The sequence below is a fragment of the Eubacterium album genome (genome assembly GCF_025336545.1).
GTDB classification, from domain to species: domain Bacteria; phylum Bacillota; class Clostridia; order Lachnospirales; family Lachnospiraceae; genus Eubacterium_U; species Eubacterium_U album.
This window is the reverse complement of record NZ_JAODBU010000002.1, coordinates 90,098-115,678: the sequence shown is the minus strand read 5'-3', so window position 1 is coordinate 115,678 and position 25,581 is coordinate 90,098. Positions and strand designations below refer to the sequence as shown.

At 31.5% G+C, this 25,581-nt stretch carries 23 protein-coding genes; 20 read left to right on the top strand and 3 right to left on the bottom strand.

Going from position 1 to position 25,581, the window contains the following annotated elements; all coding sequences use genetic code 11:
- The first annotated feature begins 263 nt into the window (after positions 1-263).
- The 3 genes from N5B56_RS00735 to N5B56_RS00725 all read left to right on the top strand — a co-directional run bounded on the left by N5B56_RS00735 (position 264) and on the right by N5B56_RS00725 (position 3,344).
- Positions 264-998, top strand: a complete 735-nt coding sequence (locus N5B56_RS00735; protein ID WP_158574536.1) for an SGNH/GDSL hydrolase family protein — start codon at positions 264-266, stop codon at positions 996-998.
- 32 nt (positions 999-1,030) lie between these two features.
- On the top strand, positions 1,031-2,431 hold the full coding sequence (locus N5B56_RS00730) for an MBOAT family O-acyltransferase (protein ID WP_022089284.1): 1,401 nt from the start codon (positions 1,031-1,033) through the stop codon (positions 2,429-2,431).
- A 67-nt stretch (positions 2,432-2,498) separates the two neighbouring features.
- Complete coding sequence (locus tag N5B56_RS00725) at positions 2,499-3,344, top strand: GDSL-type esterase/lipase family protein (protein WP_260978085.1); 846 nt, start codon at positions 2,499-2,501, stop codon at positions 3,342-3,344.
- 78 nt (positions 3,345-3,422) lie between these two features.
- Here the strand turns inward: N5B56_RS00725 and N5B56_RS00720 are convergent, their stop codons facing one another.
- Positions 3,423-4,190 carry a histidinol-phosphatase HisJ family protein gene (locus N5B56_RS00720; RefSeq protein ID WP_260978084.1) on the bottom strand — a complete coding sequence of 256 codons (768 nt, stop codon included), beginning with the start codon at positions 4,188-4,190 and terminating at the stop codon, positions 3,423-3,425.
- A gap of 462 nt (positions 4,191-4,652) precedes the next feature.
- Here N5B56_RS00720 and gap point away from each other — a divergent pair, with 462 nt between their 5' ends.
- From gap to N5B56_RS00640, 16 genes are all read left to right on the top strand, one after another.
- Positions 4,653-5,669 carry a type I glyceraldehyde-3-phosphate dehydrogenase gene (gap, locus tag N5B56_RS00715; RefSeq protein ID WP_022089287.1) on the top strand — a complete coding sequence of 339 codons (1,017 nt, stop codon included), beginning with the start codon at positions 4,653-4,655 and terminating at the stop codon, positions 5,667-5,669.
- A gap of 203 nt (positions 5,670-5,872) precedes the next feature.
- Positions 5,873-7,069 carry a phosphoglycerate kinase gene (locus N5B56_RS00710; protein WP_022089288.1) on the top strand — a complete coding sequence of 399 codons (1,197 nt, stop codon included), beginning with the start codon at positions 5,873-5,875 and terminating at the stop codon, positions 7,067-7,069.
- Between the two features lie 89 nt (positions 7,070-7,158).
- Positions 7,159-7,911 carry a triose-phosphate isomerase gene (gene tpiA, locus N5B56_RS00705; RefSeq protein ID WP_118565794.1) on the top strand — a complete coding sequence of 251 codons (753 nt, stop codon included), beginning with the start codon at positions 7,159-7,161 and terminating at the stop codon, positions 7,909-7,911.
- Positions 7,912-8,080: 169 nt separating this feature from the next.
- On the top strand, positions 8,081-9,394 hold the full coding sequence (locus tag N5B56_RS00700; protein ID WP_022089290.1) for a right-handed parallel beta-helix repeat-containing protein: 1,314 nt from the start codon (positions 8,081-8,083) through the stop codon (positions 9,392-9,394).
- Positions 9,395-9,416: 22 nt separating this feature from the next.
- Positions 9,417-10,958, top strand: coding sequence for a 2,3-bisphosphoglycerate-independent phosphoglycerate mutase (gene gpmI / locus N5B56_RS00695; RefSeq protein WP_022089291.1), 1,542 nt, complete (start codon positions 9,417-9,419; stop codon positions 10,956-10,958).
- A gap of 275 nt (positions 10,959-11,233) precedes the next feature.
- Positions 11,234-12,517, top strand: coding sequence for a phosphopyruvate hydratase (gene eno / locus N5B56_RS00690; protein WP_243003020.1), 1,284 nt, complete (start codon positions 11,234-11,236; stop codon positions 12,515-12,517).
- Between the two features lie 171 nt (positions 12,518-12,688).
- Positions 12,689-13,015, top strand: a complete 327-nt coding sequence (locus N5B56_RS00685) for a hypothetical protein (RefSeq protein ID WP_022089293.1) — start codon at positions 12,689-12,691, stop codon at positions 13,013-13,015.
- A gap of 199 nt (positions 13,016-13,214) precedes the next feature.
- Positions 13,215-13,463, top strand: coding sequence for a preprotein translocase subunit SecG (secG, locus tag N5B56_RS00680; RefSeq protein ID WP_022089294.1), 249 nt, complete (start codon positions 13,215-13,217; stop codon positions 13,461-13,463).
- A gap of 175 nt (positions 13,464-13,638) precedes the next feature.
- Positions 13,639-15,771: a ribonuclease R gene (gene rnr / locus N5B56_RS00675; RefSeq protein ID WP_022089295.1), complete on the top strand. Its 2,133-nt coding sequence runs from the start codon at positions 13,639-13,641 to the stop codon at positions 15,769-15,771.
- A 92-nt stretch (positions 15,772-15,863) separates the two neighbouring features.
- Positions 15,864-16,328 (top strand): SsrA-binding protein SmpB, encoded by a 465-nt coding sequence (smpB, locus tag N5B56_RS00670; RefSeq protein ID WP_117909504.1) that lies wholly within the window; start codon positions 15,864-15,866, stop codon positions 16,326-16,328.
- Positions 16,329-16,416: 88 nt separating this feature from the next.
- Positions 16,417-17,601, top strand: a complete 1,185-nt coding sequence (locus N5B56_RS00665; RefSeq protein ID WP_022089297.1) for a pyridoxal phosphate-dependent aminotransferase — start codon at positions 16,417-16,419, stop codon at positions 17,599-17,601.
- Between the two features lie 195 nt (positions 17,602-17,796).
- Complete coding sequence (locus N5B56_RS00660) at positions 17,797-17,973, top strand: DUF6472 family protein (protein ID WP_022089298.1); 177 nt, start codon at positions 17,797-17,799, stop codon at positions 17,971-17,973.
- Between the two features lie 8 nt (positions 17,974-17,981).
- Entirely contained in the window at positions 17,982-18,488 is a 507-nt protein-coding gene (locus N5B56_RS00655; protein WP_260978083.1) for a phosphatase PAP2 family protein, read from the top strand.
- 148 nt (positions 18,489-18,636) lie between these two features.
- Positions 18,637-20,001, top strand: a complete 1,365-nt coding sequence (locus tag N5B56_RS00650; protein WP_260978082.1) for an MATE family efflux transporter — start codon at positions 18,637-18,639, stop codon at positions 19,999-20,001.
- Between the two features lie 21 nt (positions 20,002-20,022).
- Positions 20,023-21,264, top strand: a complete 1,242-nt coding sequence (hflX, locus tag N5B56_RS00645; RefSeq protein WP_346432178.1) for a GTPase HflX — start codon at positions 20,023-20,025, stop codon at positions 21,262-21,264.
- A 21-nt stretch (positions 21,265-21,285) separates the two neighbouring features.
- Positions 21,286-21,597 carry a thioredoxin family protein gene (locus N5B56_RS00640; RefSeq protein ID WP_022089302.1) on the top strand — a complete coding sequence of 104 codons (312 nt, stop codon included), beginning with the start codon at positions 21,286-21,288 and terminating at the stop codon, positions 21,595-21,597.
- A gap of 260 nt (positions 21,598-21,857) precedes the next feature.
- Here the strand turns inward: N5B56_RS00640 and N5B56_RS00635 are convergent, their stop codons facing one another.
- Together N5B56_RS00635 and N5B56_RS00630 are read right to left on the bottom strand one after the other, a co-directional pair.
- Positions 21,858-22,718 (bottom strand): DegV family protein, encoded by an 861-nt coding sequence (locus N5B56_RS00635; RefSeq protein ID WP_022089303.1) that lies wholly within the window; start codon positions 22,716-22,718, stop codon positions 21,858-21,860.
- A 182-nt stretch (positions 22,719-22,900) separates the two neighbouring features.
- The gene (locus N5B56_RS00630; RefSeq protein WP_260978080.1) at positions 22,901-24,649 is read right to left on the bottom strand and encodes a DUF6583 family protein; all 1,749 of its coding nucleotides are present in this window, start codon (positions 24,647-24,649) and stop codon (positions 22,901-22,903) included.
- A 251-nt stretch (positions 24,650-24,900) separates the two neighbouring features.
- Here N5B56_RS00630 and N5B56_RS00625 point away from each other — a divergent pair, with 251 nt between their 5' ends.
- Positions 24,901-25,437, top strand: coding sequence for a DUF3877 family protein (locus N5B56_RS00625; protein ID WP_260978079.1), 537 nt, complete (start codon positions 24,901-24,903; stop codon positions 25,435-25,437).
- Positions 25,438-25,581: the final 144 nt, after the last annotated feature.

Here is a 25,581-nt window from a genome sequence, read left to right as displayed (position 1 = left end):
AATTATGAAATAAAACAGTAAAACTATATCATAAAATATCAAATAAATATAATGAAACAGAGAAAAATGTAATAACTTTGTTACCTAAATATTACATAAGTCCGAAATTTATTAAATAAAGATTAACTTTGTCAAAATCTGTTGTTTTTTGTTGTTTATATGATAGAATGGCTATGGCTATTACGAAAATTATTGGCCTTAAATAACATTACTTAAAGAAAAGTCAGATTACAATAATGCTGGTTAGTAAGAGGAAAGATAATATGAAAATGATGAATAATAAGAAAAACAATAGGACAAGTATAGTTTTAGGCACGATAATGATTGCTATCATAGCAGCTATTATTATTTGTGTAGAAGGAGCAGGATTTGGGCTTGAATCTAAAATGATTAAATCATTAGCAGATAATATACATGAAAATGTACCTGAGGCACAAACTTACAAAAGTAAGTATAGAAAAGCAAACAGACATGATAGTGAAAATGAAACTACAAGAACAAAAAGAGAATATGGAAAATATTTGTTTGTAGGAGATTCCAGATATAAGGGAATGGAAAAAGCAAATGCGACAGATGAAGATGTGTTTATTTGTGAAGTTGGTGAAGGATACGACTATTTGATAAACCAGATGAATAATATAAAGTATGAGATTGATGATAATACAGCATTAATTATAGGATTAGGAGTTAATGACTTAGTAAACATCGACAAATACGTAGATAAAATAAATGAAATGTCACAGACATTTGATTGTCAGATTTATTATATGCTTGTAAATCCTGTAGATGAAGAACAGGAGACATATAGTGGTTATCACATTAAGAATGATGACATAGATTATTTTAATCAGGAAATCATAGACAGATTAGATGAAAATGTCATTGTAATAGACACAAACAGTTATTTGAATGCCATCGGATTTGAAACTCAGGATGGACTTCATTATACAGAAGAAACTTACGAAAATATTTATAATTATATAAAGTCACAGTTATAAAATAATTGTGTATGACACAGGCGGAGGAAGAGATGTTATTTTGCAGTAATCAGTTTATATTTTATTTTTTACCGATAGTGATATTGATATATTTTTTAGTACCAATGAAGTTTAAAAATATATGTTTATTTATCGCAAGCTTAATATTTTATGCAGTCGGTGAAATGAAATATGTTCCATTAATTTTATTATCGCTGACAGTAAATTATTTTGCAGCTATTTTTATCAGAAAATTTCAATATGATAATCAGATACTTGAACATAATGGAGAAGAAAAAAATAATTATGACAAAATAACATTAATCGTAGCTTTAGTATATAACTTCCTGTTTTTATTTGTGTTTAAATATTTTACTTTTTTTACGGGAATAGAAACAAGTCTTACATTACCACTTGGAATTAGTTTTTACACATTCCAGATAGCATCTTATGTTATTGATGTTTATACAAAGAAAACAAAAGCAGAAAAGAACTATATTAACTTAGGAGTTTATCTTTGTATGTTTCCGCAACTTATCGCAGGACCGATTGTTGTATATAAGGACATTGCTAAACAGATAAGAAAAAGAAAAGTATCATTACTTTTATTGCAGGATGGAATAAGAATTTTTATTATGGGTCTTGCATCAAAAATGCTTTTGGCAAATATAATGGGAATGTGCTGGGAGTCAATCAAGACTTACGGAATTGCAAGCATATCAACTCCAATGGCATGGATTGCGATGTTTGCATATACATTCCAGATTTACTTTGATTTTTATGGATATTCACTTATGGCAATAGGTCTTGGAAAAATGTTGGGATTTAAAATTCCAAGAAACTTTAACAATCCATATATATCAACATCCGTTACTGAATTTTGGAGAAGATGGCATATTACTCTTGGAAGCTGGTTTAGAGATTATGTTTATATTCCGCTTGGTGGTAATAGAAAAGGATTTGCAAGAACAATATTTAATATGTTTGTGGTATGGGGACTTACGGGATTGTGGCATGGAGCAAGCTGGAATTTCGTATGTTGGGGATTGTTGTTCTTTGTATTATTGACAATAGAAAAGCTTGGATTAAAAAATATATTAGATAAATATCCTGCACTTGGACATTTATATATAATATTTATAATTCCGATGAGCTGGATGATATTTGCACTTGATAAAATGGGAGACATAAAATTATATTTTGCAAAATTATTCCCAATGATTTCACATGTAAGCACAGAATTTGTAAATAAATTAGATTATGTTGATGCAATAAAACATTACGGAATATTCTTTGTATTTGCAGTTATCTTTAGTTTAAGTATTCCAATGAAGATATTTGAAAAATATAGAAGAACAAAAGTAGCGTCAGTAATTTTGATTATAATATTCTGGGTATGTGTGTATAGAATGAGTACAGCGGCAAGCAATCCGTTTTTGTACTTTAGATTTTAAAAATGATAATAACCTCTTAGTGGATTAAGGTTTAAGTTAATATTTATATTTTAACAGGAGAAAACAGATGGATAAAAAGGCTATATTTGATAAATATGGATTCTTGATTGTGATGGTTGTATCTGTTGTGATTTTTGGAATATTTCTGGGAACAAAAGACATAATAAAATACAACGAAACTAAAAAGATAGTGGAACAGGAAAGTAAAGAGAATAAAGGGAAAAAAGTAATCCAAAATGATACCGGAGAAATCCAGATAGTTACGGATGAATCGGGAGAAACTCAGACAGAAACCGTTACAGAGGAAAAAGCACATCGTGATTTTGTAACTGTAGACGAATCTTATCTGGATGGGGCATTATTTATAGGTGATTCACGAACACAGACAATATCGTTATATGCAAATTGGGACAAAACAGTATTTTATGCAGAACAGGGTGTGTCCGTATGGAAGATTTTAGATGAAAAAATCGTTAAATCAGGAAAGAAAAAAATAACTGTAAAAAAAGCCCTTGAAAAAAATAAATTTGAAAAAATTTATATAATGCTTGGAATAAATGAAATTGGAACAGGAACAGCAGATACATTTGCTGAGCAATATGGTAAAGTAATAAATACTATTAGAGAAAAACAGCCTGATGCAATAATATTTATTCAAAGTATTATGCATGTGACAAAAAAGAAAGACAAAGAAGAAACTTATATAAAAAATAAGGAAATAGATAAAAGAAATAAGAAACTTAAGGAACTTACAAACGGATACGATATAATATGGCTTGATGAAAATGAAGTGTTTGATAAAAAAGATACAGGAGCTCTTGATCCTAAGTACACAAGTGATGGGGTTCATCTTATGCCTTCATGTGTGCCAAGATGGAAACAGTTTTTCCTTGAACATGGAATAGTGAAATAGGATAAATTAATCTTTATAATAAAAATGAAAAAACTACAAAACTTCAGATTGTTAAATGAAGTTTTGTAGTTTTTTTAGTTATTCATTAATATTTTTAAAATTAAAATGTTCTATAAGTTGTGCGGCTTTGTCAAAACCAAATCCTATATTACCGGCAATATGGGCATCGGAGCCTACAGCCACAAGTTTTCCACCAAGATCTTTATAAAATGAAAGCATATCAAAGTGGGGATTTGCAAAATCCATTCCTTTTGCAAGTGCACCGGTATTAATTTCTAAAGCAATATTTTTATGAATTATTTCTTTAAATATCTGTTCGACAATGTTGAAATAATCACTACAATTATAGTTTTTATCTTTATTTGGCGCATATCTGACTATGTAGTCTAAATGGCCTAATGTATTGAATGAATTAAACAATTTTAATGCATCAAGTAAAGTTGAAAAATAAGTCCTAAAAGCATCAGCTTCATTACGATTTTCCCAAAATTCAGAATAATATGGGTCCATGTTGTCTACAATATGACAGGAGCCAATGACATATTCAAATGGATATGATTTTAAAAAATCAGCATTTTTTTTGTAGTTGTCGCATGTAATGCCAAGCTCAACTCCAATATGAAGATTGATTTTTGAAGAGTATTTATCTTTTAATATGTTTAATTCATTAAAATATGAATCAGTATCTATATCAAATGATTCACCCGGGACAGGCCAGTACCAGTCCTGGTGGTCAGTGATGCAAATATCTTTCATATTTAAACTTATGGCTTTGTTTATTATATTTTCCAAATTCTCATCTGAATCAGCAGAAAATTTAGAATGTACATGAAAATCAGATAACATAACGTATATTCTCCTTATGTAATATGTATTGCAACTTGTTAATGTTTCAGATTCAGGTATAAATATATATTCCAAACACGTTGTTTTTCTTATTTTGCTGCGCCGTTTATAATAAATAAAAAAGTAAAACTCGCCTAAAGGCTCAAACATTACTTTTTTATTTACACTATGCTCGCAAAATTGCGAAAAACTTCCTATCGTTTGTTATATATATTTATACCTGAATCTGAAATAATTACAAATTAGCAAAGAAAAAAATTATGAGTAGAATATAACAAATTTTGCTGAAAATTACTATATTAATGAGAAGATAAAAGTAAAAACGTTTTATTTGTCAAAAAATTAACAAAATATGAGAAAAATGCAAAAAACTTCTTGATATTTGGAAAGTATTTATGTAGAATAATCAATAGGTTAATATTAATTAACAAAATATATCTTATTTAATAGGAGGACAATTAAATGTCAGTTAAAGTTGCAATTAACGGTTTTGGACGTATCGGACGTCTTGCTTTCAGACAGATGTTTGGAGCAGAAGGTTATGAAGTAGTAGCTATCAATGACTTAACAAGTCCTAAGATGTTAGCTCACTTATTAAAGTATGATTCATCACAGGGTAAATATGACAAGGCTGAAACAGTTTCAGCTACAGATGATTCAATCATCGTTGATGGAAAAGAAATCAAGATTTACGCAGAAGCTGATGCTTCAAAGTGTCCTTGGGGCGAATTAAAAGTAGACGTAGTATTAGAATGTACAGGTTTCTATACATCTAAGGCTAAAGCACAGGCTCATATCGATGCTGGTGCTCGTAAGGTTGTTATTTCAGCTCCAGCTGGAAACGATCTTCCAACAATCGTTTACAATACAAACCACGAAACATTAAAGGCAGATGATACAATCATTTCAGCTGCTTCATGTACAACAAACTGCTTAGCACCTATGGCTGATGCACTTAACAAGTACGCTCCAATCCAGAGTGGTATCATGTTAACAATTCATGCTTACACAGGTGACCAGATGACTCTTGACGGACCACAGAGAAAAGGTGATTTAAGAAGATCAAGAGCTGCAGCAGTTAATATCGTACCTAACTCAACAGGTGCTGCTAAAGCTATCGGATTAGTTATTCCAGAATTAAACGGAAAATTAATCGGTTCTGCACAGAGAGTTCCAGTTCCAACAGGTTCTACAACAGTTCTTACAGCTGTAGTTAAAGGAAAAGATATCACAGTTGAAGGTATCAATGCAGCTATGAAGGCAGCTTCAAACGAATCTTACGGATACAATGAAGACGAAATCGTATCAAGCGATATCGTTGGAATGAGATATGGTTCATTATTTGATGCTACACAGACAATGGTATCAAAGGTTGATGATGATACTTATGAAGTACAGGTTGTTTCATGGTATGACAATGAAAACTCATACACAAGCCAGATGGTTAGAACAATCAAATACTTCTCAGAATTAGCATAATAAATAAGAAATCTTTAAATAAGATCCATAAGGGTCCGGTCTTAATTGGACCGGACCCTTTTATATTGCGCTGATAATATGAATGTCACATCTATATGGATGTACATTTCATGGGCGCATATAATCTTGGAATAAAGTTTATACTGATTCCGGGATTTATGAGACTACGCGTATGACGCGCTTAAATGAAAGGAGCACATATAATGCTTAATAAGAAATCAGTAGATGATATCAATGTAAAAGGACAGAGAGTGTTAGTTCGTTGTGACTTCAACGTACCATTACAGGATGGAAAAATCACAGACGAAAACCGTTTAGTAGCAGCTTTGCCAACAATAAAGAAATTAATAGCTGATGGTGGAAAGGTAATCCTTTGCTCACATCTTGGAAAGCCAAAGGGAGAACCAAAGCCGGAATTATCATTAGCACCAGTTGCAGTAAGACTTTCAGAATTATTAGGACAGGAAGTTAAATTCGCAGCAGATCCTGAAGTAGTAGGACCAAATGCTAAGGCTGCAGTTGAAGCAATGAAAGACGGAGAGGTTATTCTTCTTGAAAACACACGTTATCGTGCAGAAGAAACAAAGAACGGAGAAGAATTCAGCAAGGAATTAGCTTCACTTTGTGATGTATTTGTAAATGATGCGTTCGGAACAGCTCACAGAGCACATTGTTCAAACGTTGGTGTAACAAAATTTGTTGACACAGCAGTTGTAGGATACTTAATGCAGAAGGAAATCGATTTCCTTGGAAACGCAGTTAACAATCCGGAAAGACCATTCGTAGCTATCCTTGGTGGAGCAAAAGTTTCATCAAAGATTTCAGTTATTGAAAACCTTCTTGAAAAGGTTGATACATTAATCATCGGTGGTGGTATGGCATACACATTCATGGCTGGTCTTGGTGAAGAAGTAGGTAAATCACTTCTTGAAGAAGATTACAAAGAATATGCTGTAAACATGATGAAGAAAGCTGAAGAAAAGGGTGTTAAGTTATTAATCCCTGTCGATACAGTAGTTGGAGATAACTTCTCAAATGACTGCAACTTCAAGGTTGTAGGACGTGGAGAAATCCCAGCTGATATGGAAGGTTTAGATATCGGACCAAAGACAGCAGAATTATTTGCTAATGCTATTAAAGGAGCTAAGACAGTTGTATGGAACGGACCAATGGGATGTTTCGAAATGCCTAACTTTGCTAATGGTACAATTGCAATTGCTAAAGCTATGGCAGATCTTAAAGATGCTACAACAATCATCGGTGGTGGTGATTCAGCAGCGGCAGCTAACCAGTTAGGATTTGGTGATAAGATGTCACATATTTCAACAGGTGGTGGAGCTTCTCTTGAATTCCTCGAAGGTAAGGAATTACCAGGTGTTGCAGCAGCAAACGATAAGTAGGATATACAATATTATATAAGGCATCATCAGCAGTTAAAGGCTTAATATGCTTTTAACTGATATGTCTTAAATATAGAGGAGATTATATAATTATGAGAAAGAAAATTATCGCAGGTAACTGGAAAATGAACAAAACTCCTAGTGAGGCAGTTGCTTTAATCAATGAATTAAAACCTTTAGTAGCTAATGAAGATGTAGATGTAGTATTTTGTGTACCAGCTATTTCAATAGTACCGGCTATGGAAGCAGCAAAGGGTTCAAACATCAACATCGGTGCTGAAAATATGTATTTTGAAGAAAGTGGTGCATATACAGGAGAAATAGCTCCTAACATGTTAACAGATGTTGGAGTTAAGTATGTTATCATCGGACATTCAGAAAGAAGAGAATATTTCGCAGAAACAGATGCAACAGTAAATAAGAAAGTATTAAAAGCTTTTGAACATGGTATTACACCTATTATTTGCTGTGGTGAAACTCTTGAACAGAGAGAACAGGGTGTTGCAGTTGATTTCATCCGTCAGCAGATTAAGATTGCATTCTTAAATGTAACAGCAGACCAGGCTAAGGAAGCAGTTATCGCTTACGAACCAATCTGGGCTATTGGAACAGGTAAGACAGCTACATCTGATCAGGCAGAAGAAATTTGTGCAGCAATCAGAGAATGTATCGCAGAAGTATATGATGATGCAACAGCAGCAGCTATCAGAATTCAGTATGGTGGTTCAATGAACGCTGGAAATGCAGCAGAATTACTTGCTAAACCTGACATAGATGGTGGTTTAGTTGGTGGTGCAAGCCTTAAAGCAGAATTTGGAAAGATTGTCAACTATAATAAATAAGATTTTAAATAAGGGTTGTTGCAACAAAATTGCATCAGCCCTTTATTGAAGAACAGATTGAGTATTTAATAACAATTAACTATTATCAGATATTAAATTTAAGGAGTAAGTTTTAAAATTAAAATTCTTTTGTTTAATATCAAACAAAAAATTCGTTAGGAATATGAATATGAAGAAAAGAAATAAAATAATTATAAGATTAGTGTCTACATTGGCAGTTATGCTATGTGTAACAGGAGTAACCCATATACAGGCAAAGAATGTATATGCTAAGAAAACAATAACAATGACAACAAAGTCAATTCCTTCAGAAATAAAAAAGTATTCTAATTATAACAAATATACGAAGTATACAGTAGCTTTTAATTATTATATGAAGCAATTAGAAAAAGCAGGCGGTGGTAAATTTATTATAAAAAAAGGCACATACGAAATGTCTAATTCTGTATATATTCCATCAAATGTTCAGGTTGTGTTGAAGAATGGAGTTGTATTAAAAAATATATATCAAACTGGTGGAGCAGGATATCCACCATCAAATAATGTATTTTCATTATGTCCACCATCAAAAAGCAAGATAAAAGGGTCATGTAAAAAAGTAAGTGGTGCAAAGAACATTTCAATAACAGGTAAAGGGAATGCTACAATTGACAATAATTTTGTTGAAGGTGGAGGAACAATTGTAATATCCCACAATAAAAATGTAAAAGTTTCAGGAATAACATTTAAAAATCAGAATGGAGGACATTTCCTTGAAATAACAGGTGTAGAGAATGTTGTTATTGAAAATTGTACATTTAAAGGTTCTAAAGCAAGTACAAGGGCTAAAAATTATATGAAAGAGGCTATTAATCTTGATACTCCGGACCCTGAAACACATGGCCTTAATGCAGTGTGGGTTGCACAGGATAGAACAGATAATAAAAATATAACAATAACAAACAATGTATTTGATGGAGTTACACGTGGTGTTGGTACACATAAGTATTCACAGAAGAATGGTGAAAATGTTTATCACGAAAATGTAGTAATAACTAATAATACATTTAAAAATATTTTTGACAATGGTGTATTTATACTTAACTGGAAGAATGCAACCATTGAAAATAATACTTTTAACAAAATTGGATTAAAGAGTAAGAAAGCTTATAGTAGTGGAGCACATGCTATTTCAGGTGGCGGAATAGAAGGCATACATGTAAAAAATAATACATTCTCTAATGTTAAGAGAAATCCAATATATTTTTGTGTGCAGCAGAATGTAGGCTCTGCAAGCAGCTACTCAAAAGTAAAGACTAATATTACAAAAGAACAGACTGAGGAAATGTTAACCAACACAGTTAGTAACTGTGGTTATGATATGAATGTTATTTTCAAAGGATACGATATTTTGTATTTCAGAGGAAATAGCGAAAGAACCCGTGAGAATGCAGTGGCAATTAATTTGAAGAAGCAGGAAATTTCATGGGGAATAGAAAAATAAAGTTTAATTTAAGGAGAGAAAAATGAGCAAAAAACCAACAGTTTTAATGATTTTAGACGGATATGGATTAAATGAAAATGCAAAAGCAAATGCTGTTGCAGAAGCTAAAAAGCCTGTAATGGACAAGCTTATGGCAGAATATCCTTTTGTAAAAGGTTATGCAAGTGGAATGGCAGTAGGCCTTCCTGACGGACAGATGGGAAATTCTGAAGTAGGTCATTTAAATATGGGTGCAGGAAGAATTGTATACCAGGAATTAACAAGAATCACAAAAGAAATTCAGGATGGAGATTTCTTTAAGAATGAAGAGTTAGTTAAGGCAATGGAAAATTGCAAGAAAAACAACAGTGCATTACACATCTTTGGATTATTATCAGACGGTGGTGTACACAGCCATAATACACATATTTATGGAACAATTGAAATGGCTAAGAAATTTGGTCTTGAAAAGGTATATGTACATGCATTCTTAGATGGTAGAGATACACCTCCTGCATCAGGAAAAGATTATGTTCAGGAATTAGTAGATAAGATGGCTGAAATTGGTGTTGGAAAGATTGCTTCAATTTCAGGACGTTACTATGCAATGGATAGAGATAATAACTGGGATAGAGTTGTTAAGGCATATGATGCTATTACAAAGGGAGAAGGAAATAAAGCTACAGACCCTGTACAGGCAGTTGCAGATTCATACGCAGTAGATAAGACAGATGAATTTGTTATTCCTACAGTAATTATGGAAAATGATGCTCCTGTAGCAACAGTAAATGACAAAGATTCTGTTATTTTCTGTAACTTCAGACCAGACAGAGCACGTCAGATTACAAGAGCATTCTGTGCAGATGATTTTGATGGATTTGATAGAGGAAAAAGATTAGATTTAGTATTTGTATGCTTTACAGAATATGATGTTACAATTCCTAACAAATTAATCGCATTTAAGAAAGTTGAAATTAGAAATACATTTGGTGAATATTTAGCTGCACATAACATGACTCAGGCTAGAATTGCTGAAACAGAAAAATATGCTCATGTTACATTCTTCTTTAATGGTGGTGTAGAAGAACCAAATAAGGGAGAAGATAGAATTTTAGTAAATTCACCTAAAGAAGTAGCAACATATGACCTTAAGCCTGAAATGAGTGCTTATGAAGTATGTGATAAGCTTGTAGACGCAATTAAAGGACAGAAATATGATGTTATTATCATTAACTTTGCAAATCCTGACATGGTAGGACACACAGGTGTTGAATCAGCAGCTATCAAGGCTATTGAAGCAGTAGATGAATGTGTAGGCAGAGCAGTAGAAGCTATTAAGGAAGTTGATGGACAGATGTTTATCTGTGCTGACCACGGAAATGCTGAGCAGTTAGTTGACTATGAAACAGGCGAACCATTTACAGCTCACACAACAAATCCTGTACCTTTTATCTTAGTAAATGCTGATCCTAAGTATAAATTAAGAGAAGGTGGATGCTTAGCAGACATCGTTCCTACATTAATCGAATTAATGGGAATGGAACAGCCAAAAGAAATGACAGGAAAATCATTACTTGTAAAATAATAAATAGAGAGGTCAATGTAGAACTCTTTGACTTAATTGAATAAAAATAAGTAACAGGGAAACACTAGTAAAATAGTGTTTCCCTGTTTATGTATAAAGAATGTATATAACAGTGTTTTATACAAAGAACTTATATAAATTTGTTTTATATAAAAGACATATATACCGTTATCTAAATAGTAAGAACTTAGTGAAAATAGTGAGGCATAGTATATTGAAAAATCTTTATATATTAACGGAACATTAAATAATATAGGAGAAATTGGGTGCTAAAAATGCATCTGATAGAGAATATGGAACAATATTTAAAGATTGTAAATGTAAAAGCAAGAGAAATTTTAGATTCACGTGGAAATCCTACAGTTGAAGCAGAAGTTACGGTTAGAGGGGAAAATCCAAAAACTGATTTGATTACAGGAAGAGCAACCGTACCGTCCGGTGCATCAACAGGAAAATTTGAAGCAGCGGAGATTAGAGATGGTGAAGATAGATATTTAGGAGCCGGTGTAAAAAAAGCTGTAACAAACGTAAATACAATAATAAATGAAATGCTTATAGGACAAAATGCACTTAATCAAAGAAGAATTGACAGAATGATGTTAAGTGAAGACGGAACAGATAATAAATCAAAATTAGGTGCAAATGCAATATTGGCTGTTTCGATGGCTAATTTAAATGCATGTGCAAAAGCATTAAATATTTTTACTTACAAATTTACAGGAGGCATAAGTGCGTGCAAAATGCCTATGCCCATGATGAATATTTTAAACGGAGGTGCTCATTCATCTAATAATATAGACGTGCAGGAATTTATGATTTTACCTGTTGGAGCGACAACATTTAAAGAAGGATTGAGATGGTGTGCAGAAGTTTACCATGCACTGAAAAAATTATTAAAAGACAAAAATTTATCTGTTGCAGTTGGTGATGAAGGTGGATTTGCACCGGATTTAAATAACGAAATGGAAGTACTTGATTTAATTATTGAAGCAGTTAAAAAGGCAGGATATATTCCTGAAAAAGACTTTAAAATATCTTTGGATGTAGCAGCTTCAGAATGGAAAGCAGAAGTTACAGGAAAATACAAATTACCTAAAAAAGGAATCGAATTGACAACAGATGAATTAATAGATATGTGGAGTGATATTGTTGACAGATATCCGATATTTTCAATAGAAGACCCATTAGATGAAGAAGATTGGGATGGATGGAAAAAGATTACTGAGAAATTAGGTAGAAAAATCCACTTAGTCGGTGATGATTTATTTGTTACAAATGTAGAGAGATTAAAAAAGGGAATAAAAGAGAAATGTGCAAATGCAATATTGATAAAACCAAATCAGATAGGAAGTATAACAGAAACGATTAAAGCTGTGCAAATGGCACAAAGTCATGGATATATAGCTATCATGTCACATCGTTCAGGAGAAACAGAAGATACAACTATTGCAGATTTGGCGGTAGGGCTTAATACAGGTTTTATAAAAACAGGGGCACCATGTAGAAGTGAAAGAACAGCAAAATATAACCAGTTATTGAGAATTGAAGAAAAATTATAAATAAAAGTAGAAATAAAGTTGACAAACGATGAGAAAAACAATACAATACCTACTAAACAAATGGGAAAAATGGGAAATAAACAAAAGATAAAATAAAAAGGAGGAAACAACTACTGCAGTCAGTGTGGCAGTAAACAAACAGAATGAAATAAAAATACAGAGAGTAATGTAGTGACGAATGAAAAAAGTGCTTCTGTAAGTACAGGTACAGCAAAATCAAAAAGTAAAAGTATAAATTCAAGTATAAGTAAAAAAGCAAGTGACGACTCAAAAAATAAAAAGACTGATAAAAAGAAGAAAAATGCAGATAGCAAACAAAATGAAACAGAAGATGTAACTATTCAGGAAACAACGATAGAGACTACCAAGTCTGATGAAACAGAATCCATAGAAGAACAACAAAATACAGAGATAGTACAAAGCAAAAGTGAAAATATAGAAATAGAAACTGAAATCAGTAATTTACAGGAATTAATGAATGAAGGCAATCAGCAATAGGAAGAAATTTAGATGATAAAATTAGAAAAGATTGGAATAATTACTTGATAATAGCATACAAATATGATAATATTTATGTATTCGCGTTTGAATAGGTATAGAAGGAAACGAAATGAATGAAGTTCATTTTCAATAAATGTTTCCGACGACTAGCCGCTGACCCAAGGGAGGGGCAATACATACTAATAGGAGGTTCGAAATGATTACATTATTAAGAGTATTATCAGTGATATACATTATCATCTGTGTAGTTATAACAGTAGTAATACTACTTCAGGAAGGAAAGCAGGCTGGACTTACAGGAGCAATCAGTGGTGCAGCAGAATCATACTGGGGAAAGAATAAAGGACGTTCAATGGAAGGAAAATTAGAAAAGATTACAAAGGTTATGATTGTTTTATTCTTTGTACTTTCAATTGTTCTTAATATGAAGTTCTTAAATTTTTAGGATAATTATGATTTTTAAAGTGTTCCTTTTAGGAACACTTTCTTTTTATTATAAAAAGAAAAAATGGCTAAAATAATTATAGAAATAAATTTGAAATGAAGAGATTTCATTTGAAAAATAAATGCATAAATAGAAAGTATTTTACAAATTTATAATAATAGAGTAAGGAGAAATCATGGAATTAATTAATGAAAGAAAGAAAATCATATTAGATTTAATGAATGATAAAAACTATGTTCCTATGAAAATAAAAGAATTAGCAATAATATTAAATGTAAAAAAGGAAGATAGAGGATTATTAGAAATAGTCTTAAATGAATTAATAAATGAAGGAAAGATATCTGTTTCAAAAAGAGGAAAGTATTCGATAGCAAAAGAAACATTAGTTACAGGTATATTTACTGCACATGAAAAAGGATACGGATTTGTTACTGTAGAGGGTGAAGAAGAGGATTATTTTATTCCGGCTGCGAATGTTAATAATGCTTTTCACCATGATACGGTTTTAGTTGCAGTATTACCTGAAGACAAAACTAAGAATGATGGAACAAGAAAAAGAAGAAAAGAAGGTAAAATTGTAAAAATCATATCCCATGAAATAACAGAAGTTGTTGGATTATTTGAAAAAAGCAAAAACTTTGGATATGTATTACCGGATAATCAAAAAATTGTAAAAGATATATATATTCCACTCAAAGCATCTATGGGGGCTGTTAACGGACATAAAGTAGTTGCCAAGATTACTGATTATGGAAAGGAAGGAAGAAAGCCGGAAGGAAAAATAGTTGAAATTATAGGTCATGTAAATGACCCGGGAGTAGATATTTTATCTATCGTTAAAGCTTATGATATACCTACAGAGTTTCCGGAAGATGTAATGGAACAGATAGAGAACATACCTGATTATGTAAGAGAAGAAGAAAAGAACGGAAGAAAAGATATTAGAAACTGGCAGACTGTAACAATAGATGGAGAAGATGCTAAAGATTTAGATGATGCTATCACAATCTCTAAGAAAAATGGAGTTTATACTTTAGGAGTTCATATTGCGGACGTAAGTAATTATGTTACGGAAAATTCTCCATTAGATAAAGAAGCTAGAAAAAGGGCCACAAGTGTTTATTTAGTAGACAGGGTAATACCAATGCTTCCACATAAATTGTCTAATGGTATTTGCTCATTAAATCAGGGAGAAGACAGACTTGCACTTAGTTGTATTATGGAAATCGATGAAAATGGGAATATTATAAGTCATGAAATAGTGGAAACATTAATTAATGTAGACAGAAGAATGTCTTATACGCAGGTAAGAGATGTACTTATAGGTGAAAAAGAGGCATGCGAAAAACATAAAGATTTCATCTCAATGTTTAAGTTAATGAAAGAATTGTCTGATATTTTGCGAAAGAAAAGATATGGAAGAGGTGCAATTAATTTTGAATTCCCTGAATGTAAAATTAAATTAGACGATAAAGGAAGAGTTATTTCCATTGAACCCTATGAGAGAAATTCAGCAACTAAAATTATAGAAGATTTTATGCTTATGGCAAATGAAACGGTTGCAGAAGAGTATTATTGGCAGGAACTCCCATTTGTATATAGAAATCATGATAAGCCGGATGTCGAGAAAATGACACAACTTGCTACATTTATAAATAACTTTGGATATCATATAAAGATGATGGGAGATGAAATTCATCCAAAAGAACTTCAGAAGTTATTAGAAAGTGTGGAAGGAACAAGTGAAGAAGCTTTGATAAGCAGAATTACTTTGCGTTCAATGAAGAGAGCAGAATATACTCCGGAATGTAAAGGACATTTTGGATTATCAGCAAAATATTACTGCCATTTTACATCTCCAATACGAAGATATCCTGATTTGCAGATACACAGAATTATTAAAGAAAATATTCATGGCAAGTTAAATGAAAAATATATAAGACATTACAATACAATTTTGCCTGATATAACTAAGAATTGTAGTATAAACGAAAGACGTGCTGATGATGCAGAAAGGGATACTGAGAAATTAAAGAAAGTTGAATATATGAGAAGTTATATCGGAGAAGAATTTGAAGGTGTAATTTCAAGTGTTACCGGCTGGGGAATGTATGTTGAGTTGCCTAATACAATAGAAGGAATGGTTCACGTAAGCAATATGGAGGATGACCATTATATATATGATGAACCAACATATTCTCTTGTAGGTGAACATACAAAAAAGACATACAAATTAGGACAATCTGTAAAGGTAAGAGTTGTTCATACAGATAAGATGACAAAAACAATAGATTTTGTACTGGCATAATCAAATATATACAAATTTATAGTGAAATTAGTAATAAAATGATGTAAAATTGTATGGAAAAAGTTGTAAAGTTAATATGGAAAGGTGAAGATATGGCAAAGGCAGCGAATAGATTAATTGCAAATAATAAAAAGGCCCGCCATGACTATTTTATTGAAGATACTTATGAGACCGGAATTGTACTTCATGGTACTGAAGTTAAGTCTTTAAGGCAGGGAAAATGTAGCATTAAAGAGTCATTTATCCGTATTGAAGACGGAGAACTGATTATTTATGGAATGCACATAAGCCCATATGAAAAGGGAAATATCTTCAATAAAGATCCGCTTAGACCAAAGAAATTAATGATGCATAAATATGAAATAAATAAACTTGTTGGTAAAATTAAAGAAAAAGGTTTGACATTAGTACCTTTGCAGGTTTATTTTAAAGGAAGTCTGGTAAAAGTGGAAATTGGTTTGGCAAGAGGTAAAAAATTATACGATAAGAGAGACGACATTGCAAAACGAGACCAGAAACGTGAGCATGAGCGTGAATTTAAAATACAGAATTTGTAAATGATGCATGACTATAAAAATAATCTGTAAGATATATTTTGGTACTGACAGCATAAAAATACAAAATTAATTTTAAAGGAGAAGAGATATGTTTGTAGAAGATATGGTACATTTAGGAAAAGTTCGTTCAGAAATAAGAGAAATATTTGAATATGGAAATAAACGTAAACAGGAAATTGGTGCAGAAAATGTATTTGATTTCAGTATTGGTAATCCAAGTGTTCCTGCTCCGGAAAGTGTAAAGAAAGCAATTATTGATATTGTTGAAAATGGCGATCCGGTAGCTACACATGGTTACACATCAGCACAGGGGGATGCCCATGTAAGAGATACAATTGCTAATTATATAAATAAAAAATTTGGAACAGATATAACAAAAGATAATATCTATATGACTTGTGGTGCAGCAGCATCTCTTACAATCGTATTGAATGCAATAATGGAAAAGGATGAAGAATGTATCGTATTTACGCCGTTCTTCCCTGAATATACTATTTTTATTAAGGAGTCAGGTGCTAAGGTTGTACAGGTTCCGGGAGAAGAAGGAACATTTCAGATTGACATGGAAAAATTTGAAGCAGCAGTAAATGAAAAGACTAAAGCAGTTATTGTTAATTCACCTAACAACCCGTCAGGTGTTGTGTATTCAGAAGAAACAATAGTTAAAATGTGTGATATCCTTAGAAAAAAAGAAAAAGAATATGGACATCCTATTTTCTTAATTACTGATGAACCATATCGTGAATTAGTATATGATGATATTGATGTACCATATATGATTAATTATTATGATAATACATTTGTATGTTATTCATACAGTAAAGCATTATCATTACCTGGAGAAAGAATTGGTTACATAGTTGTGTCAAACAAAATGGTTGACAGCAAGGATGCATATGCAGCTGTATGTGGAGCAGGAAGAGTATTAGGATATGTATGTGCACCAAGTTTATTCCAAAAGGTTATTGAAAGATGTATTGATGACACAGCAGATATTTCGATATATAAAACTAACAGAGATTTATTATATAACAGTCTTACGGAAATGGGATTTGAATGCGTATATCCCGATGGAGCTTTCTATTTATTTGTAAAAGCCATGGAAGATGATGCAAAGGCATTCTGTGAAAAGGCAAAAGAACAGGAATTGTTGCTTGTTCCTGCAGATAGTTTTGGTACACCGGGATATGTGAGAGTATCATATTGTGTACAGACAGAGCAGATTGAAAAAGCATTGCCTGCATTTAAAAAGTTAGCAGATAGTTATAAGTAAAAATAAATCGATTAGTACTATAGGAGTTGCAAATATAATTGGCAACTCCTATAGTATGTAAGAAAAACATAGATATAAACGGTTATGGGAAAGCAGTATTACCAAAGATAAATATTGTGGGATATTTTGATAAAGAATAAAGAGTGATACATTGACTAATGTCAACATAATTATATTTAAAATTAGGAGGAAAAGATGGGTCAGTATAGTTGTGAATTTTGTAGCAATTATGTGTATGATGAAGAATATGAGGAATATGGATGCGTTGTAAGCATGGATGAAGATGACTATGCAAGGCAGTTACAGAATCCAACGGCAAGTTGTCCGTATTTTTCTTATGGTGATGAATATAGAATTGCAAGAAAGCAATAAGGTGATTTATGACAGAAAATGATTATATAAAAATAAGCGACAGAATAAGAAAATATAAATATGGAGAGCAGATAGTAAGAAAACTTAATTTATTTTCAACTTCTGTTGTTTATATTATTTATATTTTAGTTGTTGTATTTATGATTATAACTAAGGAATGTGATGTTATAAGGATTGTTGCTGTCACGGCAGTTTCATTTATAGGTGTATCTTATTTTAGAAAAAAATTTGATTCACCGCGCCCTTATACGGTATATAATTATGATCCAATAATAAAAAAGGAAAAAGAAGGGAATTCATTTCCAAGCAGACACGTATTTTCAGCTTTTGTTATAGCAACTACATTCATATATGCTAACTTAGAATTAGGCATATGTTTATTTGTTATAAGTTGTATGATAGCTGTGCTGCGTGTTATCGGAGGTGTTCATTTTCCAAAGGATGTAATCGTAGGAGCGATTACAGGAAGTATATGTGGGGTTTTAGGAAGTCTGTTATTTATAGCTATTAGATAAAATCAGACTATAACTATTAAATGGTTAAAATTATATATAAAGAATCAGAGTTTTATATGTAAAATACAATGAATAAAACGGAATTTTATTTTAGAAGATTAGCCGCCCGGCAAATGAAGGGGCAATACATATTAGACGAGGAGAAACTATGGAAAATAAAAGAGTTAAGGATATGACAAAGGGAAACCCTGCAAAATTACTTCTTCAGTTTACAATTCCTTTGTTAATAGGTAATGTATTTCAGCAACTTTACAATATGGTAGATTCTATTGTTGTAGGAAACTTTGTTGGTGAAAATGCTTTAGGAGCTATTGGTACAACTAATTCATTACAGTTCTTTTTCTTTTCGCTTGTTTTAGGATTATCAGTAGGAATTGGGATTGTAGTTTCACAATACTTTGGTTCATCAGATGAAGAAAACGTAAAAAATACAATAGGTAACGCAATATGGGCAATTTCGATTTGCTCAGTATTAATGTCGTTAGTAGGATTCTTCCTTGCAAGACCGGCACTTGTATTAATGAATACTGATCCGGCAATATTAGAAGATGCAGTTATATATTTAAAAGTTACTGCAATTGGTTTTATTTGTGTAGGAATGTATAATGGTGTATCAAGTATTTTAAGAGCACTTGGAGATACTAAGACACCACTTACATTTTTAATTGTAGCCAGTTTGATAAATGTAGCATTAGATTTGCTTTTTGTACTCCAATTTAAATGGGGTGTTGTTGGCGTTGCAGTAGCTACGGCATTTGCACAATTGATATCAGCAGTGGCATGTATTATATATGCAGTTAAATGTACAACATTTTTCAGACTTACAAAAGAAAACTTAAAGATAAAAAAAGCAATATTATATAAATGCTTACAGTTAGGAATTCCGGTTGCATTGCAAAATGCATTGATAGCTGTTTCACTTATTGTTTTACAGGGAGTAGTAAATGGATTTGGTGCAACATTTACAACGGCATTTACAGTTGTTGCAAGAATTGAACAGTTAGTTCAGCAGCCATTTATGTCATTAGGTTCAGCCATTTCTACATTTACAGGACAGAATATGGGAGCAGGAAATGTAAAGCGTGTAAAACAGGGATTTTTCTCTGGTACAATTATAAGTACAGTATTTGCATTGGCTGTATTACCAATATTCTGGGGATTTGCACCACAGATAATATCTATATTCGGAAAGAGCCCGGATGTAATTGCAATAGGTACTGTAGGTCTTAGAATAGATAGTTGCTTTTTAGCATTTTTAGGATTAATTTATACTACTAGAAATGTCTTGAATGGAGCAGGAGATGCAATGTTCTCATTAATGACAGGAATAGTAGAAATGTGCGGAAGAATATTCCTTGCAAGACCACTTACGATGGTGCCTATGTTTGGAAGATATGGTGTATTTTTTGCAACAGGACTTACATGGTTCTTAAACGGAACAATAAGTTTAGTAAGATATAAACGTGGCAAATGGAAAAAATTAAATGTAATTTCAAAGATAAGTGAGAACTAACAATAAAACGAGGTGATGTATTTGGCAAAATTAATTGAAAATAAAGAAGAAATTGAAAAAGTTATTCTTGTGGCTGTATCATTAGATGATAGCAATGATGCGGATGAATCATTAGATGAGTTAGAAGAACTTGTAAACACTGCAGGTGCACAGGTAGTTGGAAGAACAATTCAAAATAGAGAGGCAGTTCATCCGGGAACTTATGTAGGTAAGGGAAAAGTCGAAGAATTAAAAGATTTGATATGGGAGACACAGGCAACAGCCATTGTATGTGATGATGAACTAACCCCTGCCCAATACAAAAATTTAGAAGACGAACTTAACGTAAAAGTTATGGACAGAACATTGATTATATTAGACATTTTTGCAGGCAGGGCAAAGACTGCAGAAGGAAAAATACAGGTAGAACTTGCTCAGCTTAGATACAGATCCTCAAGACTTATAGGTATGAAAAATCTGTCAAGACAGGGTGGTGGAATCGGAACAAGAGGTCCCGGAGAAAAGAAACTTGAAGTTGACAGAAGATTGATAAGGGACAGAATTTCCCAATTAAAAGCAGAAGTTAAGGATATGGAAGCTCACAGAAATGTTACAAGAGCTAAAAGATCTCAGAATCCTGTACCGGTAGCAGCAATCGTTGGTTATACAAATGCAGGTAAATCTACACTCTTAAATACTCTTACGGATGCAAAAGTTTTAGAGGAAGATAAGTTATTTGCTACGCTTGATCCTACAACAAGAAATTATAAACTTCCTGACGGACAGGAGATTTTGTTGACAGATACAGTTGGATTTATCCGAAAACTTCCACATCATTTAATAGATGCATTTAGAAGTACATTAGAGGAAGCAAAATATTCAGATATTATTATACATGTAATTGATAGTTCAAATCCACAGATGGATAAACATATACATGCTGTGTATGAAACATTAGAACAGTTAGACGTAAAAGATAAAATTATAATTACAGTATTTAACAAGCAGGACAGACTTGAAAATAAGCCGATTTTAAGAGATTTTAAGGCTGATTATATTGTTAAAGCTGCAATAAAAAATAAAGTTGGTATTGAGGAGTTAAACGATGCCATAAGCAAAGCTCTTAAATCGATGAGAGTTCATATTGAAAAAGTGTTTTCATATGCTGATGCCGGTAAGCCCGGTCTTATAAGAAAATATGGACAATTATTGAAAGAAGAATATAGAGATGATGGAATTTATGTTGAGGCATATGTTCCGTCAGAAATGATGGACAGACTATAAATTTACAAAGGAGACAATAAAATGGTAAAGAAAATTAAAAACAATGATTTTAGCGAAGTAGAAGCAAGTAAAATAGCGATAGTTAATTTTTCAGTTACAGGAAATGAATCATGCCAGATAATGGAACAGATAATTAATGAAACAGCTGATGAATATGCAGGAAAAGTTGATTTTTATAGAGCTAATATTGCAATAAATCAGGAATCACCTAAAAAATACGATGTTGAAAATATTCCGGCTGTAACAATGTTCATCAATGGTAAGATAGATGCTACAAGAACAGGATTCCAGCCAAAGGAAATAATAGAAGCCTGGATTGAAAGCAAATTATAATATTAAAAAATTAAATTCATTTGTGATATATTAAAAAAGTTTATTTCAATAGCGAAAGATAAAAATATGAGTTTATTTTAATAGTTAAAGTTTAAGCTGCTCATTATTAAAATAATAAAAAAAATAAAATAATAAAAAGATAGATTTTTGAATTAACGTATCGCTTATTAATCGTTTAATTAAATACGAAACGAAGCGATATGAAATTTCCAAATCTATCTTTTTTATTATTGAATTAAATTAATTACAATAGCGTTGATTTAAAAACTGATTCCGATTCCAACAGCTCCGGGACCAGTATGACATGCAATACTTGCAGATAAAGGCCCATAGAATACTTTCGCATTTGGAAAAGCTTCTTTTACCATTCCAAGCCAGTTTTCAATTTCTTCTTCTGATAATCCGGCACCTGCGGCACCAACTTTTAACCTGGATATATCATTATGTGAAAAACGACCGGCAATTTCGCTTTTTAAAGCTTCAAGCATCTTATCCTGACACTTTTTCATACTTCTTGCCTTTGCAAATGAATCAAGCTTTTCACCCTGTATTGTTAAGATAGGCTTAATATTAAGCATTGTTCCAATCATTGCAGCAGCAGGAGTGATACGGCCACCTTTCTTTAAAAATTCCAACGTATTAACTGAAATATATATACTTGAGTTATAAGCATCATCTTCTAAAGCCTTTTTAATTTCAGCACCTGATTTGCCTTCGTCAGCAAGTTCTTTTGCTGATAAAACAGATTCTCTCATTGTAACGGAAATTCTGTGATTATCTGCTACAAATACTTTATCTTCATATTCAAGAGCAAGTCCCATAGCGGCAGAACATGAATTGCTTAATCCGCTTGACATAGGAATATATACAACCTGATCATAATCTCCACTTTCAAGGATAGAGTCCCACATATCCATTACTTCTCCGGGAGAAGGCTGAGATGTGGAAAGATTTTTACCACCGGTTAAAGCTTCATAGAATTCCTTCTCAGTTATATTTATACCTTCATAATAAACTTTATCATCAATAATTATCGGCATAGGAATGACAAAAATTCCTAAAGATTTTCCTTCTTCAGTTGTAATACCACTATTGGTATCAGTCATAATAGCTGTGCGCATTTGATTCTCCTTGTAAAAATTAATTTATAACTACGAATTGAAAAACAATTTCTTACTTAGTACATTTAGGCACTAGTTAAATAATTTTAACATTAAATGTGCAATTTTTCAATATTTATAAATTATAAATCACAATTAATTATAGCCACATCTGATACAATAACAAATGAAAATAGTTATTTTTAATAAATATCAAGGTCAGATGTATAGTCAGAAATATAGGAATCTGACGAATCAAAATCTGAAGAGTCGTAGTCCGATATATCAAAGTCAGAAGTATTATAATCAGATGCATCAAAATCAGAGAAATTATAATCAGATGCATTATAGTCATTCTTTAAAGATGAATAATAACCTAAAGTGTCTGATACTATATCTGAGTATGAAATATCAAGATTTGCTCTTGAAGCAAAATCATTAATAAATGATTCAATGTTAAAATTAGAAATATAGTTATCTAGCGCATTTGAGTCAGAAACATCGATAAATGTTGAATTAGTATCAGGAAAATCGATATCAGCTTTGTTTGTAGATTCCTGTTTAAGTGTTAATATACCACAACTGTTTTCTTTATCTAGGGCTTCAACTTTAACCAAACTGCTTAAAAGAGATGTTTTTACTGATAAATTCAATTTATAGTCTTCTAAATCTTTGTAAGTAGTAGTAAGAGTTATATCACCATTAAATGTTCCATCTAACAATTTAGAAACATCACCATTAGATACTGTTGCGTTTATTGTTACCTCTTCAGTTGGGAAAGTAATTACAAAATCTCCACTAAATTCAGTTAATGTAGATGAACCTTTTCCTTTAACTAAAAATACTACCTTATCGCCTTCTTTAATAGTTGACTCAATTCCTAAAGAAGTTGCTTTTATAGCACGTTTATATTCTATGGTGTATGTTTTATCAGCTGTAATAGTTATTGTACGTCCAATAATATTTCCTTTGTTATCAACATAAACAAACATATCTAATAAGTCTTCATATTTTGTAAATTCATCTTTTGATTCTTCAAGTTCCTGTATAAGTGAATCAATATCTTCATAATATGATTTAGAAGTGACATCATTTAAGTCTGAAGAAGAATCAATTGATTTAATGTAATCAATCATATCATCAATGATAGATTGTATATCTTTATCATCTTTAGCAGTTTCTAATATAGTATGAATAGAATCATAAAGTTCCTGACCACTCATTTTAACGGTAAGTCCTACACAATCCTGAGTTATACTATTTGCAGTTATAGTTGTTTTAGTTTTTTCTACATTACTAACTGAGTTGACAAAAAGAGTTGAATATTTTTTTAATATAGATTCGAGTTTTTCAGGTTCAGGGTATAAATCAGAAAAAGAACCAAGTGATTTTAATGAATCAATATTAACATCATATTCCTCAGAGTTAAGATATGAAGAAAAATCTAAATAAGAGTCAGAAATTTCAGGAATCTGACCATATATTTTTGCATTGTCAAAATCAATAAAACCATTACCTGAAACAAGGTTAGCATCATTGATTTTTGCAGCTAAGGTAACAACTTCTTTTGAATTGTCAAATGAAGATTTGTAAGTCAATTCTGCTGAATTAATCTGATTTAATTTAGAATTTATTTTTACTAATTGATCTTTTAATTCGTCACTAAAATCTAAATGTATAGATGCAGTTGATGAGTATTTTTTTGAAGTTATTAATTTATAAGCAGTAGAGTAGGATTTAATACTGTTATCAATGTCATTGTTAATATTATTGTTTTCAACTCTGTGATAATAATCTTCAGGTTTAGCAAATTTTTCCTGAAAGATATTAGAAATAACGCTTCTTGAAGCGTAAACAGAACCACCAATTATGGCGACAAGTATAACTGCAATAATAATTACAGGTATAAATTTCTTTTTCTTTGGTTGTGTAGATGTTTCAAATTCGTTCATAAGCCCTCCATTTTTTTTAATGTATTAATATAATATACATCACATAGATAATTTGTTACCTCTAAACTATAAAAGATATTAACAGTTATGTCAATATATGTTGAAAAATGAGAAAATAGAAGTTAAAATTTGAAATGAATTAAGTATAGCACGGAACAATCTGTTGGAATCAAAGTTTGGGGCTTTTGCTCCTGGCATCATTGTATTTAAATATGAATGATAGATAATTAATTAAAAAGTGGAATGAAAAAATGAACGGTTACAAAATATTAGAAAATAATCTTATAGATATAATAAAAGAAGAACAGGCAAAACTTGGATATCGAAAGGAAAAAATCAGATTGTATTATCCTTTAAGTTCACTTAATAATATCTTTTCAAGTCAAGATAATGTTTATGAAATGGATGAAAGATTAAAAAAGCTGTCAGAATATACGAATGAAACATTAGGAGAAGTAATTGTATCAAATAAGGACGATAGATTTTGTTTCTATATAAATGAACAGGGTGCAGAATATGTACATGAAAATACTAAGGAAGATGAGTTCATTAAAAGATTAATTGAATTGGTTGGAAAGCATGAAACAAAGATGCAGGATATAGAAAATTTATTCCTTTCTAAAGCATCAAAAGTCCATATAGAAAAGATGGAAGATAATGAGTTTGATACACTTATATATTTTGAAGAGGACAGTGAAGATACGTATTATTATTGCTTTAAAGATGAAGGATTCCATATAATATATCATAGATTTTTGCCAGATGATTATAAGGATATATATCAATAAAAATAAAATAAACTTAACATGAAAACTTCCCGTAAAATTTGATATTTTTTTTGGATATTTAATGAAGAAAAATATATCAAATTTCACAGGAAGTTTTTGTATTTAAGCATATTATATAGTGTAGAGTACAGATTATTATAAATA